The 16,962-nt window shown below is 72.8% G+C and carries 12 protein-coding genes; 7 read left to right on the top strand and 5 right to left on the bottom strand.

The window, feature by feature from the left end:
* Window positions 1-239: 239 nt before the first annotated feature.
* Window positions 240-2,384 (bottom strand): protease pro-enzyme activation domain-containing protein, encoded by a 2,145-nt coding sequence (locus OG871_RS20120; protein ID WP_371498345.1) that lies wholly within the window; start codon window positions 2,382-2,384, stop codon window positions 240-242.
* Between the two features lie 200 nt (window positions 2,385-2,584).
* Between OG871_RS20120 and OG871_RS20125 the strand changes: the two genes are divergently transcribed.
* Window positions 2,585-3,130 (top strand): CGNR zinc finger domain-containing protein, encoded by a 546-nt coding sequence (locus OG871_RS20125; RefSeq protein ID WP_371498346.1) that lies wholly within the window; start codon window positions 2,585-2,587, stop codon window positions 3,128-3,130.
* A gap of 15 nt (window positions 3,131-3,145) precedes the next feature.
* On the opposite strand, the gene OG871_RS20130 is transcribed toward OG871_RS20125, so the two are convergent.
* Complete coding sequence (locus tag OG871_RS20130) at window positions 3,146-4,654, bottom strand: FAD-dependent monooxygenase (protein WP_371498347.1); 1,509 nt, start codon at window positions 4,652-4,654, stop codon at window positions 3,146-3,148.
* Between the two features lie 120 nt (window positions 4,655-4,774).
* Here OG871_RS20130 and OG871_RS20135 point away from each other — a divergent pair, with 120 nt between their 5' ends.
* Entirely contained in the window at window positions 4,775-6,007 is a 1,233-nt protein-coding gene (locus OG871_RS20135; protein ID WP_371498348.1) for a glycosyltransferase, read from the top strand.
* 70 nt (window positions 6,008-6,077) lie between these two features.
* Here OG871_RS20135 and paaN read toward each other — a convergent pair whose 3' ends face one another.
* Complete coding sequence (paaN, locus tag OG871_RS20140) at window positions 6,078-7,778, bottom strand: phenylacetic acid degradation protein PaaN (RefSeq protein WP_371498349.1); 1,701 nt, start codon at window positions 7,776-7,778, stop codon at window positions 6,078-6,080.
* Window positions 7,779-7,882: 104 nt separating this feature from the next.
* Window positions 7,883-9,151 (bottom strand): glycosyltransferase family 39 protein, encoded by a 1,269-nt coding sequence (locus OG871_RS20145; protein ID WP_371503364.1) that lies wholly within the window; start codon window positions 9,149-9,151, stop codon window positions 7,883-7,885.
* Window positions 9,152-9,324: 173 nt separating this feature from the next.
* On the opposite strand from OG871_RS20145, the gene OG871_RS20150 reads away from it, so the two are divergent.
* The 3 genes from OG871_RS20150 (at window position 9,325) to OG871_RS20160 (ending at window position 14,062) form a co-directional block, all read left to right on the top strand.
* Entirely contained in the window at window positions 9,325-10,317 is a 993-nt protein-coding gene (locus tag OG871_RS20150) for a glycosyltransferase family 2 protein (RefSeq protein ID WP_371498350.1), read from the top strand.
* 50 nt (window positions 10,318-10,367) lie between these two features.
* Window positions 10,368-10,976 carry a TetR/AcrR family transcriptional regulator gene (locus OG871_RS20155; RefSeq protein WP_371498351.1) on the top strand — a complete coding sequence of 203 codons (609 nt, stop codon included), beginning with the start codon at window positions 10,368-10,370 and terminating at the stop codon, window positions 10,974-10,976.
* Between the two features lie 146 nt (window positions 10,977-11,122).
* The gene (locus OG871_RS20160; protein ID WP_371498352.1) at window positions 11,123-14,062 is read left to right on the top strand and encodes an N-acetylmuramoyl-L-alanine amidase; all 2,940 of its coding nucleotides are present in this window, start codon (window positions 11,123-11,125) and stop codon (window positions 14,060-14,062) included.
* 69 nt (window positions 14,063-14,131) lie between these two features.
* Here the strand turns inward: OG871_RS20160 and OG871_RS20165 are convergent, their stop codons facing one another.
* Complete coding sequence (locus tag OG871_RS20165) at window positions 14,132-14,587, bottom strand: Lrp/AsnC family transcriptional regulator (RefSeq protein ID WP_371498353.1); 456 nt, start codon at window positions 14,585-14,587, stop codon at window positions 14,132-14,134.
* Between the two features lie 231 nt (window positions 14,588-14,818).
* Here OG871_RS20165 and pdhA point away from each other — a divergent pair, with 231 nt between their 5' ends.
* Both pdhA and OG871_RS20175 read left to right on the top strand, forming a co-directional pair.
* Entirely contained in the window at window positions 14,819-15,961 is a 1,143-nt protein-coding gene (gene pdhA, locus OG871_RS20170) for a pyruvate dehydrogenase (acetyl-transferring) E1 component subunit alpha (protein ID WP_371498354.1), read from the top strand.
* Window positions 15,958-16,962 (top strand): alpha-ketoacid dehydrogenase subunit beta, encoded by a 1,005-nt coding sequence (locus OG871_RS20175; protein ID WP_371498355.1) that lies wholly within the window; start codon window positions 15,958-15,960, stop codon window positions 16,960-16,962. Before pdhA ends, OG871_RS20175 begins: the two co-directional genes overlap by 4 nt.

Below are 16,962 nucleotides of genomic sequence, written 5' to 3' on the forward strand. Positions count from 1 at the left end.
GTGAGTTCGGCGGGTTCAGCCCGGCGCGCACCTGCGCCGAGAGTTGTGCCACCGAGCTGTGGGAACCCTACGCACGGCCAGAGGTTACGTCATCAACTTGGACATATGACAGTGGTCACGACAAGGAATCGAAAAATCAATGGATCTTGAAACATTGTGGAAACAACAGCACCTGCCCGGAACCCACCAGGTCCGAGCAGGTGCTGAGGTCTAAACCACACGGCTTCCCTGAGGAAAGGTCAGGAAATGGCCAGCGCGGCGTCGTCGATCACGAAGCTGGTCTTCAGCGAGGAGTCCTCCACGCCGGTGAACGTCAGCGTGACGCTCTGCCCGGCGAACCCGGAGAGGTCGAAGCTCTTCTGGACGTACCCGGTGGCCGCGTTGGCGTTGGAGTAGGTCGCCAGCGTGGTCGAGCCGGCCTTGACGGTCAGCTTGTCGTACGCGGTCGAGCCGGTCTCCGCGGTGTCGATGTGCAGCCAGAAGCTGAAGGTGGCCTTGCAGCCGGCCGGGATCGTGACGGTCTGCGACAGGGTGTCGGTGTGCGCCGAGCCGTAGCCGTCCATCCAGGCCTTCCAGGAGCCGGCGTGCGGGGCCTCGCCACTGGCGTTGTCCACCACGCCGGTGGAGGCGCTCCAGGGGGCGGCGGTGCCCGTCTCGAAGCCGCCGTTGCCGATCAGCTGGCCGGCGGTGCACGTGCCGGGCGGCGTGGTGGTGCCGCCGAGCAGCGCGGTGGTCAGTGCGTCGGCGACCGGGGTGCCCCAGCCGGTCACCTGGTCGTAGCCGGCCTTGGTGGAGAAGTCCTGGTTCCTGCCGCTGGTGACGTCGTGGAAGACGGAGCCGTAGCTGCCCGAGTTGGCCAGCGTGTAGAGCTTCGGGTTGGCCTCGCCGAGCACCGTCTTGCCGGCCGCCTTGGCCTTCTGGTTGTACAGCGCGGTGTAGCCGGACCACAGCGGCGCGGCCGCCGAGGTGCCGCCGTAGACCTGCCAGCCGCCGACCGTGTAGATCGCGAAGCCGCTGGCCGGGTCGGCGTTGGAGGAGACGTCCGGGACGGTGCGCATGGTGCCGCTCACGCCGGTGCCGGTCTGCCAGCTCGGCTTGGCGAACTGGGTGGAGACGCCGCCGCCCGCGGTGGACCAGGCGCTCTCGGAGGAGTAGGCGTTGCCGCTCACCTTGAGGTTGGTGCCGCCGACGCCGGTGTTGTACGGGCTGGACGCCGGGAAGTCGACCGCCTTCACCGAGGACCCACTGGTCGAGCGGGTGCAGTCGCGCGAGCCGTCGTCCCCGGAGGCCGAGAAGATGGATATGCCCTGGGCCGCGGCCTGCTTGAAGGAGTTGTTCACCGCGGTCATCGAGGACGCGGTGGTGTCCGGCTCGCAGGAGCCCCAGGAGATGGAGATGACCGAGACCCGGTTGTCCGCCACGATCTTGGCGGCCATGTCGATCTCGCCCTGGTCGCTGTTGGGCGCCTCGTAGACCAGCTGGGTCGCCTTGGGCGCCACGCCGCGGACGATCTCGCTGTCCAGCTCGACCTCGCCCTGGCCCTCGCCCGGCGTGGCGTCGTAGTTGGCGCCGTCCACCGACACCGTGCTGACCGCCGGGCCGGACAGGCCGTACTGGTTGTCGTACGTGGTCAGGTTGGCCGACTTGTAGCCGTCGAACTCCCAGAGCGCGACGGTCACCCCGGTACCGTCGGCGCCGACCTTGCCCAGGTTGTAGGCGCCGTCGTACTGCGCCGGGCCGAAGCCGCTCGGCGCCGCGTGCGGGGTCGCGCCGTTCGGCTTGGCCAGCTGCGCGGTGCGCACGGTGTGGTTGTTCAGCCCCGAGACGCCCTCGACCACGTCGGCCAGCGAGGCCGGCACCGAGGCGGCGGCGTCGTTGGCGAAGAAGGTCCGGTTGCCCTGCTGGGGGTCGGTGTAGGAGCTCTCGTGGGTGCCGAAGGCCTTGGCCAGCTGCTCGGCGGTGCCCTGGGCGTTCACCACCTGGCGGTTGGCGCTGACCGAGGAGACGGACAGGCCCTGGGAGGTCAGGTAGGCGCGGACCTGGTCCACGTCGGCCTGGGTCGGGCCGTAGGCGGCGGTGAACTGCTCGGGCGTCAGGTACCGGCCGTACTCCGCGGTGCCCGGGGTGGACACGGCGGCCAGGAAGCGGTCCAGGTCGGCGGTGTTGCGCAGCTTGAGGCCGACGGCCACCGACAGCTGCTGGGCGGCGGGCAGGTCGCCCTGCTTGTGCGAACGGGCCACCGCGGGGGTGACGGTACCGGGCAGGGAGACGCGGGCGGCGGCGTGGGGGGCCGGCGCGGCCTGGGCGGTGGAGACGCCCAGGGAGAAGGCGGTGAGCGGCAGGACGGCGATAGCCGCGGAAAGGGCGAGCGAGCGGGGTCGCACGGGCTCCTCCGGAAAGTGTGGGGCGTTCCGGGTTCGAAAACGCTGACCAGACCCTGACAGAGAATTCCGGTAAAGAGGCCCATGGTGGAGCAATTGCTTACTAAAAAACAGTCAACTGTGGACGGTGAATTCATCAACTGAATTCGCCCGGCGAAATACAGTGAATATGGTTCGGGCCGGGCGGAGTTACACTCGACCGCATGGCTGACCCCCGCGACCCGCGCCCGCTGATCGGTGAACCGCTCGCCCTCGATCTGCTCAACACGCGCTGGGCCGGCACCCCCGTCAACGACCTGCTCGCCGACCTCGACGGCTACCGGATCTGGCTCACCGCCAACGGCCTCGCCGAGCGCTGCCCGGTGGACCGGGACAGCCTCGCCGCCGTGCTGACCGTCCGGACGGCGCTGCAGGAACTGGTCGACGCGGCCGACCGGCAGCAGGGCGCGCCGCCGGACGGGCTCAACCGGGTCCTCGCGCACGGGCGGCTGCGCCGCCGGCTCACCGGGGCCGGCCCGCAGCAGAGCGTCGAGGTGGACGGGGACCAGTGGCTGGCCGCCTGGCTCGCCGCCGACAATTACCTCGAACTGCTCGACCAGGGTGCGCACCGCATCAAGGCGTGCGCCCACCCCAGCTGCATTCTTCACTTTTTCGACACATCGCAGAACGGCCGTCGCCGCTGGTGTTCGATGGCCGTCTGCGGAAACCGGGCGAAAGCCGCCCGGCACTACGAAAAGGTCACCCGGTAGTTTTCCCCGCGGGGCTCACTCCGCCGGTCGGCCGAGCCACTGGGTCAGCGCCGTCCGGAGTTCGCCCCGGGTCGGGTCGACCGACGCCCAGGCCGCGTAGCCGTCCGGCCGCACCAGCAGCACGGCGTCCCGCAGCTTGCCGTGCGGATCGGCCGGGGCCGCCGTCACGACCCGGTCCGCCCACGGTTCGGCCACCGACAGCTCGTCGTTGCTGATCAGCACCGCGCGGCCGGCCCGCAGCGCCTCGTACAGGCGGGACGGCCCGCCCGGCTGGTCCACCGCCAGCCGCAGGTCCGGCAGCCGGCGCCCGGTCAGCGGGTGGGCCTCCGGCGGTGCGGGGTAGCGCACCGCGAGCCCGGAGACCTGCCGGGCGCCGAGCCGGCCCACCGGGCCGAGCCGGTCCGCGGCCGAGGTCAGCGCGGAGCGCAGCGCCCGGGTCGGTACGGACTGCGCGAGCGCGAGCCGGATCAGCGCGCCGGAGCTGCGCAGCACCGCCCGGCCGACCGGGTGGCGCTCGGTCTGGTAGGTGTCCAGCAGCGCGTCCGGGGCCCAGCCGCGGAGGGCCGCCACCAGCTTCCAGCTCAGGTTGGCGGCGTCCTGCAGGCCGGTGTTCATGCCCTGGCCGCCGGCCGGGGAGTGGCAGTGCGCGGCGTCGCCCGCCAGGAACACCCGGCCGGAGCGGTAACTGGGCACCTGGCGTTCGTCGCTGTGGAAACGCGAGAGCCAGCGCGGGTCGTACAGGCCGTAGTCCGTGCCGAGCACCGTCCGGGTCAGCTCGGCCAGTTCCGGCAGTGCGACCCGTGCGTCGTCCGGCAGTTGACGGGCCCGGTCCCAGGCGATCACCCGGTACCAGCCGTCGCCGAACGGGGCCAGGAAGGCGAACCCGGCGTCGGTGGCGCCGACCGTGATCACGTCCTGCGGCTCGCGCTCCAGCCGGACGTCCGCCAGCAGGACCGAGTTGACCACCGACTCGCCCGGGAAGGGGATCCCCAGCAGATCGCGGACGCTGCTGTGCACGCCGTCGGTGCCCACCGCGTAGCGCGCCCGGTGCTCGGTGCCGGCGCCCGTCCCGGCGCTCCGGCCGTCGCCGCCGGGCTCCCGGGCGGTCAGCGTGACGCCGTGGGCGTCCTGGCGCAGGCCGACCACCTCGGTGCCCCGCAGGATCGTCGCCCCGGCCTTCAGGGCCCGTTCCTGGAGCAGGCGCTCGGTGTTCGACTGGGGAGTGATCAGGACGAACGGGAACCGGGTCGGCAGCTGCCCCAGGTCGACCCGCAGCCGGCCGAACAGCCGCAGCGAGCCGAGCGCCGCGCCGGTCGCGATCAGGTCGTCGGCCAGTCCGCGGGCGTCCAACTGCTCCAGCGTCCGGGCGTGCACGGCGAAGGCACGGGTCAGGTTGGACTCGCCGTCGCGCTTCTCCAGCACGGTCACCCGCAGCCCGGCGGCGGCCAGGTCACCGGCCAGCAGGAGCCCGGTGGGACCGGCGCCCACGACCAGCACGTCGGAGCTGAGCTGCTTGTCTGACATCGGCCATCTCCCGTTGATCGGCAGAGCAATTCGGAACACAGGGTGGAGCGGAGGCGGTTCTCAGCGTGCTCTCAGCCTCCCATCATCGCGGGCCCATCACGGGCTGTGAATCTCATTCGCATGACTCAGCCCATGACGAACGGCGTGACCCTGGCGGCTGCCGAGCCCGTCGCACGGAGCAGGCAGCGGGTGCGCTCCGTCGAGGTGGTCGTCCCCGTCTTCAACGAGGAGCACACCGTCGAACGGTGCGTGCGCCGGCTGCACGCCTACCTCGACGAGACCTTCCCCTACCCGTACCGGATCACCGTCGCCGACAACGCCAGTACGGACGGCACCTGGGCCGTGGCGACGGCCCTGGCCCAGGAGATCCCGCAGGTGCACGCCGTGCACCTGGACCTCAAGGGCCGGGGCCGGGCGCTGCGCCAGGTCTGGGGCGAGAGCGAGGCGGACGTGGTCGCGTACATGGACGTCGACCTGTCCACCGGGCTGGAGGCCTTCCTCCCGCTGGTCGCCCCGCTGCTGTCCGGCCACAGCGACCTGGCCATCGGCAGCCGGCTGCACCGCGGCTCGGCGGTGGTCCGCGGGCCCAAGCGGGAGTTCATCTCGCGCACCTACAACCTGCTGCTGCGGGCCACCATGGCCGCCAAGTTCTCCGATGCCCAGTGCGGGTTCAAGGCCGGGCGGACGGAGGTGGTCAGGGAGCTGTTGGCGGAGGTCGAGGACAACGCCTGGTTCTTCGACACCGAGCTGCTGCTGCTGGCCGAGCGGTCCGGACTGCGGATCCACGAGGTGCCGGTGGACTGGGTCGACGATCCGGACAGCCGGGTGGACATCGTCCGGACGGCCCTGGACGACCTGCGGGGGATGGCCAGGGTGGCCCGCCGCTCGCTCTCCGGCACCGGCCGGGTGGAACTCCCCGACCGGGTCCGGCAGGCGCGGCTGGCGCCGGGTCTGGGCTGGCAGTTGGCCAGCTTCGCGGTGATCGGGACGCTCTCCACGCTGGCGTACGTGCTGCTCTTCCTGGGGCTGCGCCAGCTGCTGCCCGCGCTGCTCGCCAACGCGCTGGCGCTCGGTGTGACGGCGGTGGCCAACACCGCGGCGAACCGGCGCTTCACCTTCGGGGTGACCGGGCGTCAGGACGCGCTGAAGCACCAGGTGGAGGGCGGTATCGCGTTCGTGCTCGGGCTGGCGCTGAGCAGCGGGGCGATCGCCGCCCTGCACCTGGCGCACGCGCAGGCCGGGCCGTCGGTCGAGCTGGCCGCGCTGGTGGCGGCCAACGCGCTCGCCACCGTGGTGCGGTTCCTGCTGCTGCGGGTGTGGGTGTTCAACCCCCGCCGGGCGCAGCGGCCCTGAGACTCCGGTGGCCCGCTCCGACTCCCCCCGGGAGCGGGCCACCGGACCGGTCCCGCCCGGCCGCGGTCGGTCAGCTGTGGCGGCGGACCTCGACGGTGCGGAAGCGGTTGGCCACGAAGGCGCCGTCGCAGTACGCGGAGTTGGCCGCCGGGTTGGCCCCGGTGCCGTGCAGGTCGGAGAAGGCCGCGGTCTGGTTGACGTAGACCCCGCCGGTCAGGTTGAGCGAGAGCGAGACACCGCCGTCCAGGCAGGCCTCGACCAGCGCCGCCTCGACCTCGTCCGACACGGTGTACGCGCCGGCCGTCATGGCGCCCTGCTCCTTGACCGTGCGGCGCAGCAGCTCGACCGCGGCCTCGGTGGACTCCACCGCGACGGCGAAGGAGACCGGGCCGAAGCACTCGGACAGGAACGCGGGCCGGTCGTCCGGCTTGTCGGCGTCCACCGTGATCAGGGCGGGCGTGCGGATGGTCGCGCCCGGGAACTCGGCGGACTCCACCACCCTCGGGGCCAGGGCGAGTTCGCCGTACTCGCCGGCGGCCGCGGCGACCGTGCGCTGCAGCACCCCGGGGTTGACCACGGCGCCCAGGATCGCGGCGGCGCGGGCGTCGTCGCCCAGCAGGCCCTCGACGGCGGCCGCGAGGTCGGCGACGACCTCGTCGTAGGACTTGTCGCCCTGGTCGGTGCGGATGCCGCCGCGCGGGATCAGCAGGTTCTGCGGGGTGGTGCACATCTGGCCGCTGTACAGCGAGAGCGCGAAGGCCAGGTTGGCCAGCATGCCGCGGTAGTTGTCGGTGGAGTCGATCACCACCGTGTTGAGGCCGGCCTTCTCGGTGTAGACCTGGGCCTGCCGGGCGTTGTCCTCCAGCCAGTCGCCGAAGGCGGTCGAGCCGGTGTAGTCGATCACCTTGACCTCGGGCCGGACGGCCAGCGTCTTCGCGATCGCGCCGCCCTCGTGCTCCGCGGCCAGGCAGACCAGGTTGGGGTCGAACCCGGCCTCGGCCAGCACCTCGCGGGCCACCTCGACGGTCAGTGCCAGCGGCAGGACGGCGCGCGGGTGCGGCTTGACCAGCACCGGGTTGCCGGTGGCCAGCGAGGCGAACAGGCCCGGGTAGCCGTTCCAGGTGGGGAAGGTGTTGCAGCCGATCAGCAGCGCGAGGCCGCGCGGCACCACGGTGAACTCCTTGACCATGGTGAGCGGGTCGCGCTTGCCCTGCGGCTTGCTCCAGCCGGCGCTGGCGGGCAGCCGGGTCTGCTCGGCGTAGGCGTAGACGACGGCCTCCAGGCCGCGGTCCTGGGCGTGCGGGCCGCCGGCCTGGAAGGCCATCCCGTACGCCTGGCCGGTGGTGTGCATCACCGCGTGCGCGAACTCGTGCGAGCGGGCGTTGATCCGGGCCAGGATCTCCAGGCAGACCGCCGCCCGGGCGGCCGGACCGGCCGCCGCCCAGCTGGGGCGGGCCGCGTCGAGCGCGGCGATCAGCGCGTCCGGGTCGCCGTGCGGGTAGCTGACGCCGAGCTCGATCCCGTACGGCGAGGCCTCGCCGCTGACCGGCTCCCCGGCGGCCGGCTGGCCGTCGATCGCGAACAGCCGGCCGAGGCGGGCCTCGAAGGCCGCCTTGCCGTCCGGCAGGCCGGTCTCGCCGTACGCCTTGGGGAACTCGGGGTACGGCGACCAGTAGTCACGGCTCCTGATCGCGTCGAGCGCGCGATCAAGGGTGTCCTGGTGGCGTTCGATCAGTTCGGCGACCGACGGGGTCGGGGTCGCAGCAGCCATGGTGCGCTCCTCACAGGGGCAGGCGGGACACACCTCAGAGTAACCGAACGATCGGTCGGGGCAACACCCTGTGGCCGGTTCGTCGCGCCGGGCCGCCGGGGCGGTTACGGGATGCCGAGCTCGAAGAGGACGTAGCCCGCGTACCAGCCGGAGGCGACGGCGGCGGTGCCGAGGACCACCGCCAGCGAGGTGCGCGAGAGCCGCCGCAGGGCGACCGCGATCGGGATGAACAGCGGGAACGCGGGCAGCAGGTAGCGGGAGGTGTTGCCGAAGATCTGCTGGCTGCCGAGCACCAGCACGATGGTGACCACGGTGTAGACGACCAGGAAGGCCGGCGGGCGCAGCCGGATCAGCAGGGTCAGCAGGATCGGAAGGGTGAGCACCAGCAGGACGCCGATCAGGTCCTCGGTGGGGTAGGCGAACAGGTAGTTGTTGTGGCCGAGCAGGACGCCCTCGAACACGTCGCGGGTGTGCGCGCCGCTGTCGAAGAAGTGCAGCCAGGCGCCGCGCTGGAGCTTGAAGTAGCCGCCCAGGTCGCCCATCTGCCAGCCGACCCAGCCGATGTAGCCGAACATGCCGACCGGTGCGATCGCGCCCGCCGCGAGCGGGCCGAGGACACCGTCCCTGCGGCGGTAGAGCGCGATCAGGGCGGCGATGCCCACGGCCGCCACCAGGGCGGCGGCGGTCGGCCGGTTGAGTCCGGCGACGAAGGTGGTGACGCCGGCGGCGAGCCAGTTGCGGGTCAGCACGAAGTAGCAGGCCCAGGCGGCCAGCGCGACGAAGAGCGAGTCGGAGTAGACCGCCCACTCGGCGCCCGACCCGGGGAAGACGCCCCAGACGGCGGCCGCGATCACACCGGTCCGGCGGTCGGTCAGCCGGGCGGTGACGGCGTAGATCCCGGCCGCGGCGGCGAACGAGGCGAGGACCGAGACCAGCATGCCCGCGCCGTACAGACCGAGGCCGGTGCACTTGGCGACGATCTGCATCAGGCCGGGGTAGAGCGGGAAGAACGCGGCCGAGTTCTGGTCGTACGACCAGACCTGGCCGACCAGCGGGACGAGCCGCGGCCGGTAGCCGTTCTCGGCGACCTGCTGGTACCACCAGCCGTCCCAGCCGCCGAGCACGTCCCAGGGGTGCCTGCCGCCGCCGAACCGGGGGTTCTTGCCGAGGTACTCGCCGGACCACTCCAGCAGCTGCATGAAGACGGCGAAGCCGATCAGCTTGACCGCGCCGTACAGGGCCAGGGCCGGGCCGTACGACCGGGCCGTCCGGCGGCCCCACTCCCGCAGGGACTCGGTCCGCCCGCGAGCGGGCTCGGCCGGCCGGCCCGGTCCGGAACGTTCGTCGACGTCCGTGCCGGTCATCACGTCCATGGGGATCTGGTCCTGACTTCCGCTGGTGGTCACGCTGAGATGATCCCCCACAGTCTGCCGTGCGGCCGATCGGGCGAACAGTGGTCCGTACCAATCGCCCCTCCCGGGCCCCGCGACGGCGCGGGTAAACTCCCAGCAATGCCGAGCCGAGGCCCCGAGCCGGGGAGTGTCCGATGAGTTCAGCGCCGCCCGCCGGGGTCACCCTCTCCGTGGTCGTGCCGATGTACAACGAGCAGGACGCGCTCCCCGCCCTGGTGGAACGGCTGCGTCCGGTCCTCGACGGGATCGGCGTGTCCTACGAGGTGGTGGCGGTCGACGACGGCAGCGCCGACAAGACCGCGGTGCTGCTCCAGGACGTCCGGGCCGGCTGGCCCGAGCTGCGGGTGGTGCGGCTGCGCCGGAACTGCGGCCACCAGGCAGCCCTCACGGCGGGCCTGCACCGAGCCGTCGGGGCGTACGTGGCCAGCATCGACGCGGACCTCCAGGACCCGCCGGAGAAGATCCCCGAGATGCTGGAGCTGGCCCGCGCCCGGGAGCTGGACGTGGTCTACGGCGTCCGCGACGACCGGAGCACCGACAGCAACTTCAAGCGCCGCACGGCCGGGGCCTACTACTGGCTGGTGCGGCGGCTGGCCGGCAAGCAGGTGCCCGCGCAGGCCGGCGACTTCCGGCTGCTCAGCCGGGAGGCCGTCGAGGCGCTCAAGTCGCTGCCGGACCAGCAGCAGGTCTACCGCCTGCTGGTGCCCTGGCTGGGCTTCCCCAGCGGGGAGGTGCGCTACCAGCGCGACGAGCGGGTCGCCGGCGAGACGAAGTACCCGGTCACCAAGATGGTCCGGCTGGCCGTCGACAGCGTCACCGGCTTCTCCGCCGCCCCGCTGCGGATCGCCACCTGGCTCGGGGTGGTGAGCTTCTTCACCTGTCTCGGGCTGCTGGTCTTCAGCCTGACCGCGTACGCGAGCGGGCACACCGTGCCGGGCTGGACCTCGCTCTTCGTCGGCATCCTGTTCATCGGCGGCGTGCAGCTGATCTGCGTCGGCCTGCTCGGCGAGTACATCGGGCGGATCTACACCGCCGTCCAGCGGCGGCCCACGTACTTCGTCGCGCACGACTCGGCACGGGATCCGGGGCGCGAGCCCGCGTGGGAGCCGGGCGGCGGCGGGGCCTGAGCCCGGCCCCCGGCTGCTTCGCCGTCCGGTCGGCGGGGATACTCGTGCGTATGGCCGAGAACTCCACCCGCACCGCCTACACCGTCGACTCGCTGCTCGCCGTGACGGTGGAGGTCTTCAACGAGCGGGGCTACGACGGCACCTCGATGGAGGACCTGTCCCGGGCGGCCGGTATCTCCAAGTCCTCGATCTACCACCACGTCAGGGGCAAGGAGGAACTGCTCCGGCTGGCCGTCGGGCGGGCGCTGGACTCGCTGTTCGGCATCCTGGACGAGCCCGGGGCGGCCACCGGCCGGTCGGTCGACCGGCTGGAGCACGTGGTGCGGCGGACCGCCGAGGTGCTGCTGGCGGAACTGCCCTACGTGACGCTGCTGCTGCGGGTCCGCGGCAACACCGAGACCGAGCTGTGGGCGCTGGAGCGCCGCCGTGACTTCGACCACCGGGTGGCCGAGCTGCTGCGCGAGTCGGTCGCGGAGGGGTCGCTGCGGGCCGACGTCGAGCCCCGGCTGGCCACCCGGCTGCTGTTCGGCATGATCAACTCGATCGTGGAGTGGTACCGCCCGGGCAGCCGGACCTCCGACGGGGTCGCCGACGCCGTGGTCCACCTGGCCTTCGACGGCCTGCGGGCGCCCCGGGGGGACCGGCCGGCGGGCTGCTAACGTCGGCTCAGCCTGCCGCGCGGCCGCTCGGTGGGCCTCGGGGGGCCGGCCGGTCCGTGCACACCCGCGGCCCGTCCCTGCCGTCCCGGCGGGTCCAGACCGTCAGCTGCTGGATCGCCTGCCCAGGGAAAGGCCGGACACCCCCCTTGACTCAGTCCAACCCCATAGTTCGGCGCGCAAGACCCGGCGCCCTCACCGCGGGCATCGCGTCCGCGGCCCTGCTCACGCTCGGCGTGGCCGTCCCGTCCGCAGGAGCCGCCCCCTCGGCGGCGGTGGCTCCGGAGAAGACGCTGCAGAGCCAGTTCGCCGCGGTGGCCAAGGAGTTCCAGGTACCGGAGAGCATCCTGCTGGCCGTCTCCTACCAGGAGACCAGGTGGGAGTCGCACCAGGGCCGGCCGAGCACCACGGGCAACTACAACGTCATGGGCCTGACCCAGGTCGACCTGGCCGCGGTCGCCGCCGCCCAGGCCGCGGCCCAGCCCGAGGTCAACCTCCGCGGCGAGGACGCGCCCCGGCTGAAGACGACCCCGCCGCGCCCCGCGCCGCCGGTGGACAGCCCCGCGCTGCACACCCTGGACGCCGCGGCCAAACTGACCGGCAGGCCGGCCGCCGAGCTGCGCACCGACACCCTGCAGAACATCCGCGGCGGGGCCGCGCTGCTGGCGGACCTTCAGAAGCGGGCCGGCGGAACGCCGCCGAAGGACCCGGCGCAGTGGTACGACGCGGTCGCCCGGTTCAGCAACGGCGGCCAGGACCCCGTCTCCGCGACCGGCGGCCGGGAGTTCGCCGACCGGGTGTTCGGGTCGATCCGGGTCGGCACCGCCCGCACGACCTCCGAGGGCCAGCAGGTGACGCTGGCGGCGAGTCCGTCGGCGGTGGCGCACAGCCCGGCCGTGGACCGCGGCACCGTCCCGGAGGCGGCCTCCCGCTCCTCCGCGAGGGCGGCGCTGGCGCCCGGCGCGACGGCCGAGTGCCCGGCGGCGCTGAACTGTGACGTCAAGCCGGCCGCGTACGCCCTGACCGACCAGTCGGACCCGACCTCGTACGGCAACTACTCGGTGGCCGAGCGCGGCGCGGGCGACATCCAGTACATCGTCATCCACGACACCGAGGGCGGCTTCGCGGGCTCCGTCGCCACCTTCCAGAACCCCGCGACCCAGGCCAGCGCGCACTACATCGTGCGCTCCTCGGACGGCCACGTGAGCCAGCTGGTGGCCACCAAGGACGTCGCCTGGCACGCGGGCAACAAGACGGTCAACACGCACAGCCTGGGTATCGAGCACGAGGGCTTCGCGCTCAGCGGGGCCAGCTGGTACTCCGAGCAGCTATACCAGTCCTCGGCCGCGCTCACCCGCTACCTGGCCGGCCGGTACGGCGTCCCGCTCGACCGTCAGCACGTGATCGGCCACGACGAGGTGCCGGGCCCGGTCCAGAGCAGCGTCGCCGGCATGCACTGGGACCCGGGCACGTTCTGGGACTGGAACCACTACATGGCCCTGATGGGCGTGTGGCCGCCCTCGGACCAGGCGGTGGCGGTCGGCGGCCGGGTGGTCATCAACCCGCCGTTCTCCAACGCCTACCGGCCGCAGATCAACGGGGTGACGCCGCAGCCGGCCAACTTCGTCTACCTGTACGGCTCGCCGGGCGGCGCGCTGATCGGCAACGGCACGACGAACGCCTCCGACTGGAGCGACAAGGCCGTCGCCGGCGGCAGCTACGTGGTCGCCGACCAGCAGTACCCGTGGACCGCCATCTGGTACAACGGCCGCAAGGCGTGGTTCTACGGCGCGGGAAGCATCGCGGCGGACAACCGCCCGGGCCAGAGCGTCCTCACCCCGCGGGCCGGCCTGAGCAGCATCCAGGTGTACGGCAGGACGTACCCGCAGGACGCCGCCTTCACGGCGGCCGGCGTGCCGCTGCCGAGCCCGAACATCTCGCCGCTCGACGCCACCATCCCGGCCGGCCAGGCCTACGTCCCGGTGACGGCCGACCCGGTGGCGGGCGACTACTACTACACCAGCAACATCAACGGTGACGCCCCGCACGACCGCACGACGGTCACCGACGGCACCCGCTACTACCCGATCCGGTACAACCACCGGCTGGCCTTCGTCCGGGCGGAGGACGTCCAGTCGGCTCCGGCGGCGACCAACCTGGTGGCCGACGGCGAGCGGGTCCAGCTGCTGGCCAACACCTCGGCGGGCCCGGTGGCGGCGGCGGCCAACTACACCCGTGGCCAGTGGGAGCAGTACCGCGCGATCCAGCCCCCCGGCTCGGCCCCCGACGCCCAGGGCACCTTCGCCGAGGCCTTCACGTCCAACGACCAGCTGCACGCCGTGGCACTGGCGGGCGGCCGGCTCTACACCGCGGACCGGAACGTCTCGACCGGCCTGTGGAGCGGCTGGTACGACCTCCACGGCGCCGGCGCGGCCGGACCGCTGGGGACGGTCACCGAGGTGACGGTGGCGGCCCGCGGCAACAGGCTGCACGTGGTCGCGCTGTCCGGCGGCCGGCTCTACGAGGCGTCCGGCGACTACAGCTCCGGCACCTGGCAGCAGTGGGGCGACGTCTCCGCGGCGATCGGCCAGCCGTCCGGCGCGCTGACCGGGATCGCCGCCGCCACCATCGGCAACGTCCTGCACATCGTCGGGCTGAGCGCCGACGGCCGGGTCAAGATGGCCGACGGCGACTACGACCAGGGCCGCTGGAGCTTCGGCGACGTGAGCGCCCAGGCGGGCGCCCTGACCGGGATCTCCGCGCTGGCCGTGGCACCGATCGGGTCCAAGCTGCACGTGGTCGCGCTGTCCGGCGGCCGGCTGAGCGAGGCCACCGCGGACTACGCCGGCGGTCGCTGGTACCAGTGGGGCGACATCTCCGCGGCGACCGGCCAGTCCGGGTCGGTCACCGCGGTCGCCGCCGCGGCCACCGGCAACAGCCTGCGGCTCTACGGTGTGATCGGCGGCCGGATCCACAACGCGAACGGTGACTACACCGCCGGGCGCTGGTCCGGCTGGGGTGACACCGAGGTGTCGGGCGCGGGCGGCGCGATCGCCCCGGTCGGGTCGCTGGCGGCCGCCGGCCGCTGACCCGCACGACCACGACGACCAGGTGTCCCGGCCGAGCCCTCGGCCGGGACACCGCCGTTTCCGGGGCCGTCAGGGCGCCGGGTCGGGCGGGACCTGGTCGGTCTCCTCGAAGACCAGCAGGGTCTGGGTGGTGAGCACCTGGGGGATGGACTGGATCCGGTTCAGCACCAGTTCCCGCAGGGCCCGGTTGTCCGCGGTGTGCACCAGCAGCAGGACGTCGAACTCGCCGCCGACCAGGGCGATGTGCGCGACCCCCGGCAGCAGGAGCAGCTGCTCGCGGACCGTCCGCCAGGAGTTCTGGACGATCTTCAGGGTGATGTAGGCGGACGCCCCCTGCCCGGCCCGTTCGTGGTCGACCCGGGCGGTGAAGCCGCGAATGACGCCGTCCTCGACCATCCTGGATATCCGGGCGTACGCGTTGGCCCGGGACACGTGCACCCGCTCGGCCACCGAGCGGATGGAGGCGCGACCGTCCTGCTGCAGCAGCCGCAGGATCGAGCGGTCGACACGGTCGAGTCTGGACATCTGTTCAGCCGACATGGCCCCCTACCCTCCTCGATTGGACGTGCTGCCCCCAGTCGACAGCTGTTCGGGCCGATTGTCCACCACTGCGTCGCGACTGTGGCCAGAATGCCCAGACGACCGAACAATCGGTAGGGAGCGGCGACCCTCCTCGGGCTGCCGTTCGGCCCCCGCGCACCACGGCATCACCACTGCCCCTGCTGCACCCTCCCCCACCCTTAGGAGGTGCCCGAGATGACCGTTCTCGATCACAGACACCTGGCCGCCGTCCCCGGCTGGCTGCCCGGCGCCACCGGCCCCCGGAGCGACCCGGCGCCGCTGCTGCCCGACGCCGCCCCGGTCCGGGTGCTCGGCACCCCCGCGGTGGAGAAGACCGACCCCGAGCTGCTGCGCGAGCTGTACCGGCGCCTGGTGGTCGGCCGCCGCTACAACCAGCAGGCCACCACCCTCACCAAGCAGGGCCGGCTGGCCGTCTACCCGGCCTCCACCGGCCAGGAGGCCTGCCAGGTCGCCGCGGCGCTGGCGCTGCGGGAGCAGGACTGGCTCTTCCCCAGCTACCGCGACACCCTCGCCGTGGTCGCCCGTGGGGTGGACCCGCTGGAGGCCCTCACCCTGCTGCGCGGCAACGCGCACACCGGCTACGACCCGAAGGCCACCCGGACGGCGCCCCTGTGCACCCCGCTGGCCACCCAGGCACCGCACGCCGTCGGCCTCGCCCACGCGGCCCGGCTGGCGGGCGACCCGGTGGTCGCGCTGGCCATGCTCGGCGACGGCGGGACCAGCGAGGGCGACTTCCACGAGGCACTGAACTTCGCCGCCGTGCTGCACGCCCCGGTGGTCTTCCTGGTGCAGAACAACGGGTACGCGATCTCGGTGCCGCTCACCCAGCAGTCCGCCGCGCCCACCCTGGCCCACAAGGCCGTCGGCTACGGCATCCCGGGCCGCCTGGTGGACGGCAACGACGCCGCCGCGATGCACGCGGTGCTGACCGAGGCGGTCGAGCGGGCCCGCTCCGGCGGCGGCCCGACCCTGGTCGAGGCGCTCACCTACCGGGTCGAGGCGCACACCAACGCCGACGACGCCACCCGCTACCGGGAGGAGGGCGAGGTCACCGCCTGGGCCGGGCACGACCCGATCCTGCTGATGGAGCGCCACCTGGGCGCCGCCGGGCTGCTGGACGAGAAGCTGGTCCGCGAGTCCGCCGAGGAGGCGGAGGCCCTGGCGGCCCGGATGCGCGAGGAGTTCCACACCGACGCCGTGCTCGACCCGATGTCGCTGTTCGCCCACGTCTACGCCGAACCCACCCCCCAGCTGCGCGAGCAGGCCGACCAGCTCGCGGCCGAGCTGGCCGCCGAGGCCGAGGTGCACAACCGATGACCACCGCCACCCCCGTCCGCGGCGCCCGTACGTCGAGCATGGCCCAGGCGCTCAACGCCGCGCTGCGGGACTCCATGCAGGCCGACCCCACCGTCCACGTGCTCGGCGAGGACGTCGGGCAGCTCGGCGGCGTCTTCCGGATCACCGACGGCCTGACCAGGGACTTCGGCGCCGACCGCTGCCTGGACACCCCGCTCGCCGAGGCCGGCATCCTCGGCACCGCCGTGGGCATGGCGATGTACGGCCTGCGCCCGGTGGTCGAGATGCAGTTCGACGCCTTCGCCTACCCGGCGATGGAGCAGCTGTTCTCGCACGTCGCCAAGATGCGCAACCGCACGGCCGGCCGGCTGCCGCTGCCGATCACCATCCGGATCCCGTACGGCGGCGGCATCGGCGGCGTCGAGCACCACAGCGACTCCTCCGAGGCGTACTACACGCACACCCCCGGCCTGCACGTGGTCACCCCGGCCACGGTCGCGGACGCGTACGGGCTGCTGCGGTCCTCGATCGCCTCCGACGACCCGGTGGTCTTCCTGGAGCCCAAGCGGCTCTACTGGGGCAAGACCGAGTGGGACCCGGCGGTGCCCACCGAGCCGATCGGGAAGGCCGTCCTGCGGCGCACCGGCCGCTCGGCGGTGCTGATCACCTACGGTCCGTCGCTGCCGGTCTGCCTGGAGGCGGCCGAGGCCGCCCAGGCCGAGGGCTGGGACCTCGCCGTGCTGGACCTGCGCAGCCTGGTGCCGTTCGACGAGCAGACCGTCTGTGAGGTGGTCCGTTCGCTGGGCCGGGCCGTCGTGGTGCACGAGGCGGGCGGTTTCGGCGGGGCCGGGGCGGAGATCGCCGCCCGGGTCACCGAGAAGTGCTTCCACCACCTGGCCGCGCCGGTGCTCCGGGTCACCGGCTTCGACATCCCGTTCCCGCCGCCGATGCTGGAGCACCACCACCTGCCCGGGGTGGACCGGATCCTGGACGCGGTCGCCCGGCTGCAGTGGGAGGACTGA

The organism is Kitasatospora sp. NBC_00374 (assembly GCF_041434935.1).
GTDB lineage: Bacteria > Actinomycetota > Actinomycetes > Streptomycetales > Streptomycetaceae > Kitasatospora.

Bases quoted from the DNA above. Each gene is read 5' to 3' on its own strand.
- OG871_RS20125 (WP_371498346.1), top strand. From the start codon at position 2,585: ATGGCTGACCCCCGCGACCCGCGCCCGCTGATCGGTGAACCGCTCGCC.
- OG871_RS20130 (WP_371498347.1), bottom strand. From the start codon at position 4,654: ATGTCAGACAAGCAGCTCAGCTCCGACGTGCTGGTCGTGGGCGCCGGT.
- OG871_RS20135 (WP_371498348.1), top strand. From the start codon at position 4,775: ATGACTCAGCCCATGACGAACGGCGTGACCCTGGCGGCTGCCGAGCCC.
- paaN (WP_371498349.1), bottom strand. From the start codon at position 7,778: ATGGCTGCTGCGACCCCGACCCCGTCGGTCGCCGAACTGATCGAACGC.
- OG871_RS20145 (WP_371503364.1), bottom strand. From the start codon at position 9,151: ATGGACGTGATGACCGGCACGGACGTCGACGAACGTTCCGGACCGGGC.
- OG871_RS20150 (WP_371498350.1), top strand. From the start codon at position 9,325: ATGAGTTCAGCGCCGCCCGCCGGGGTCACCCTCTCCGTGGTCGTGCCG.
- OG871_RS20155 (WP_371498351.1), top strand. From the start codon at position 10,368: ATGGCCGAGAACTCCACCCGCACCGCCTACACCGTCGACTCGCTGCTC.
- OG871_RS20165 (WP_371498353.1), bottom strand. From the start codon at position 14,587: ATGTCCAGACTCGACCGTGTCGACCGCTCGATCCTGCGGCTGCTGCAG.
- pdhA (WP_371498354.1), top strand. From the start codon at position 14,819: ATGACCGTTCTCGATCACAGACACCTGGCCGCCGTCCCCGGCTGGCTG.
- OG871_RS20175 (WP_371498355.1), top strand. From the start codon at position 15,958: ATGACCACCGCCACCCCCGTCCGCGGCGCCCGTACGTCGAGCATGGCC.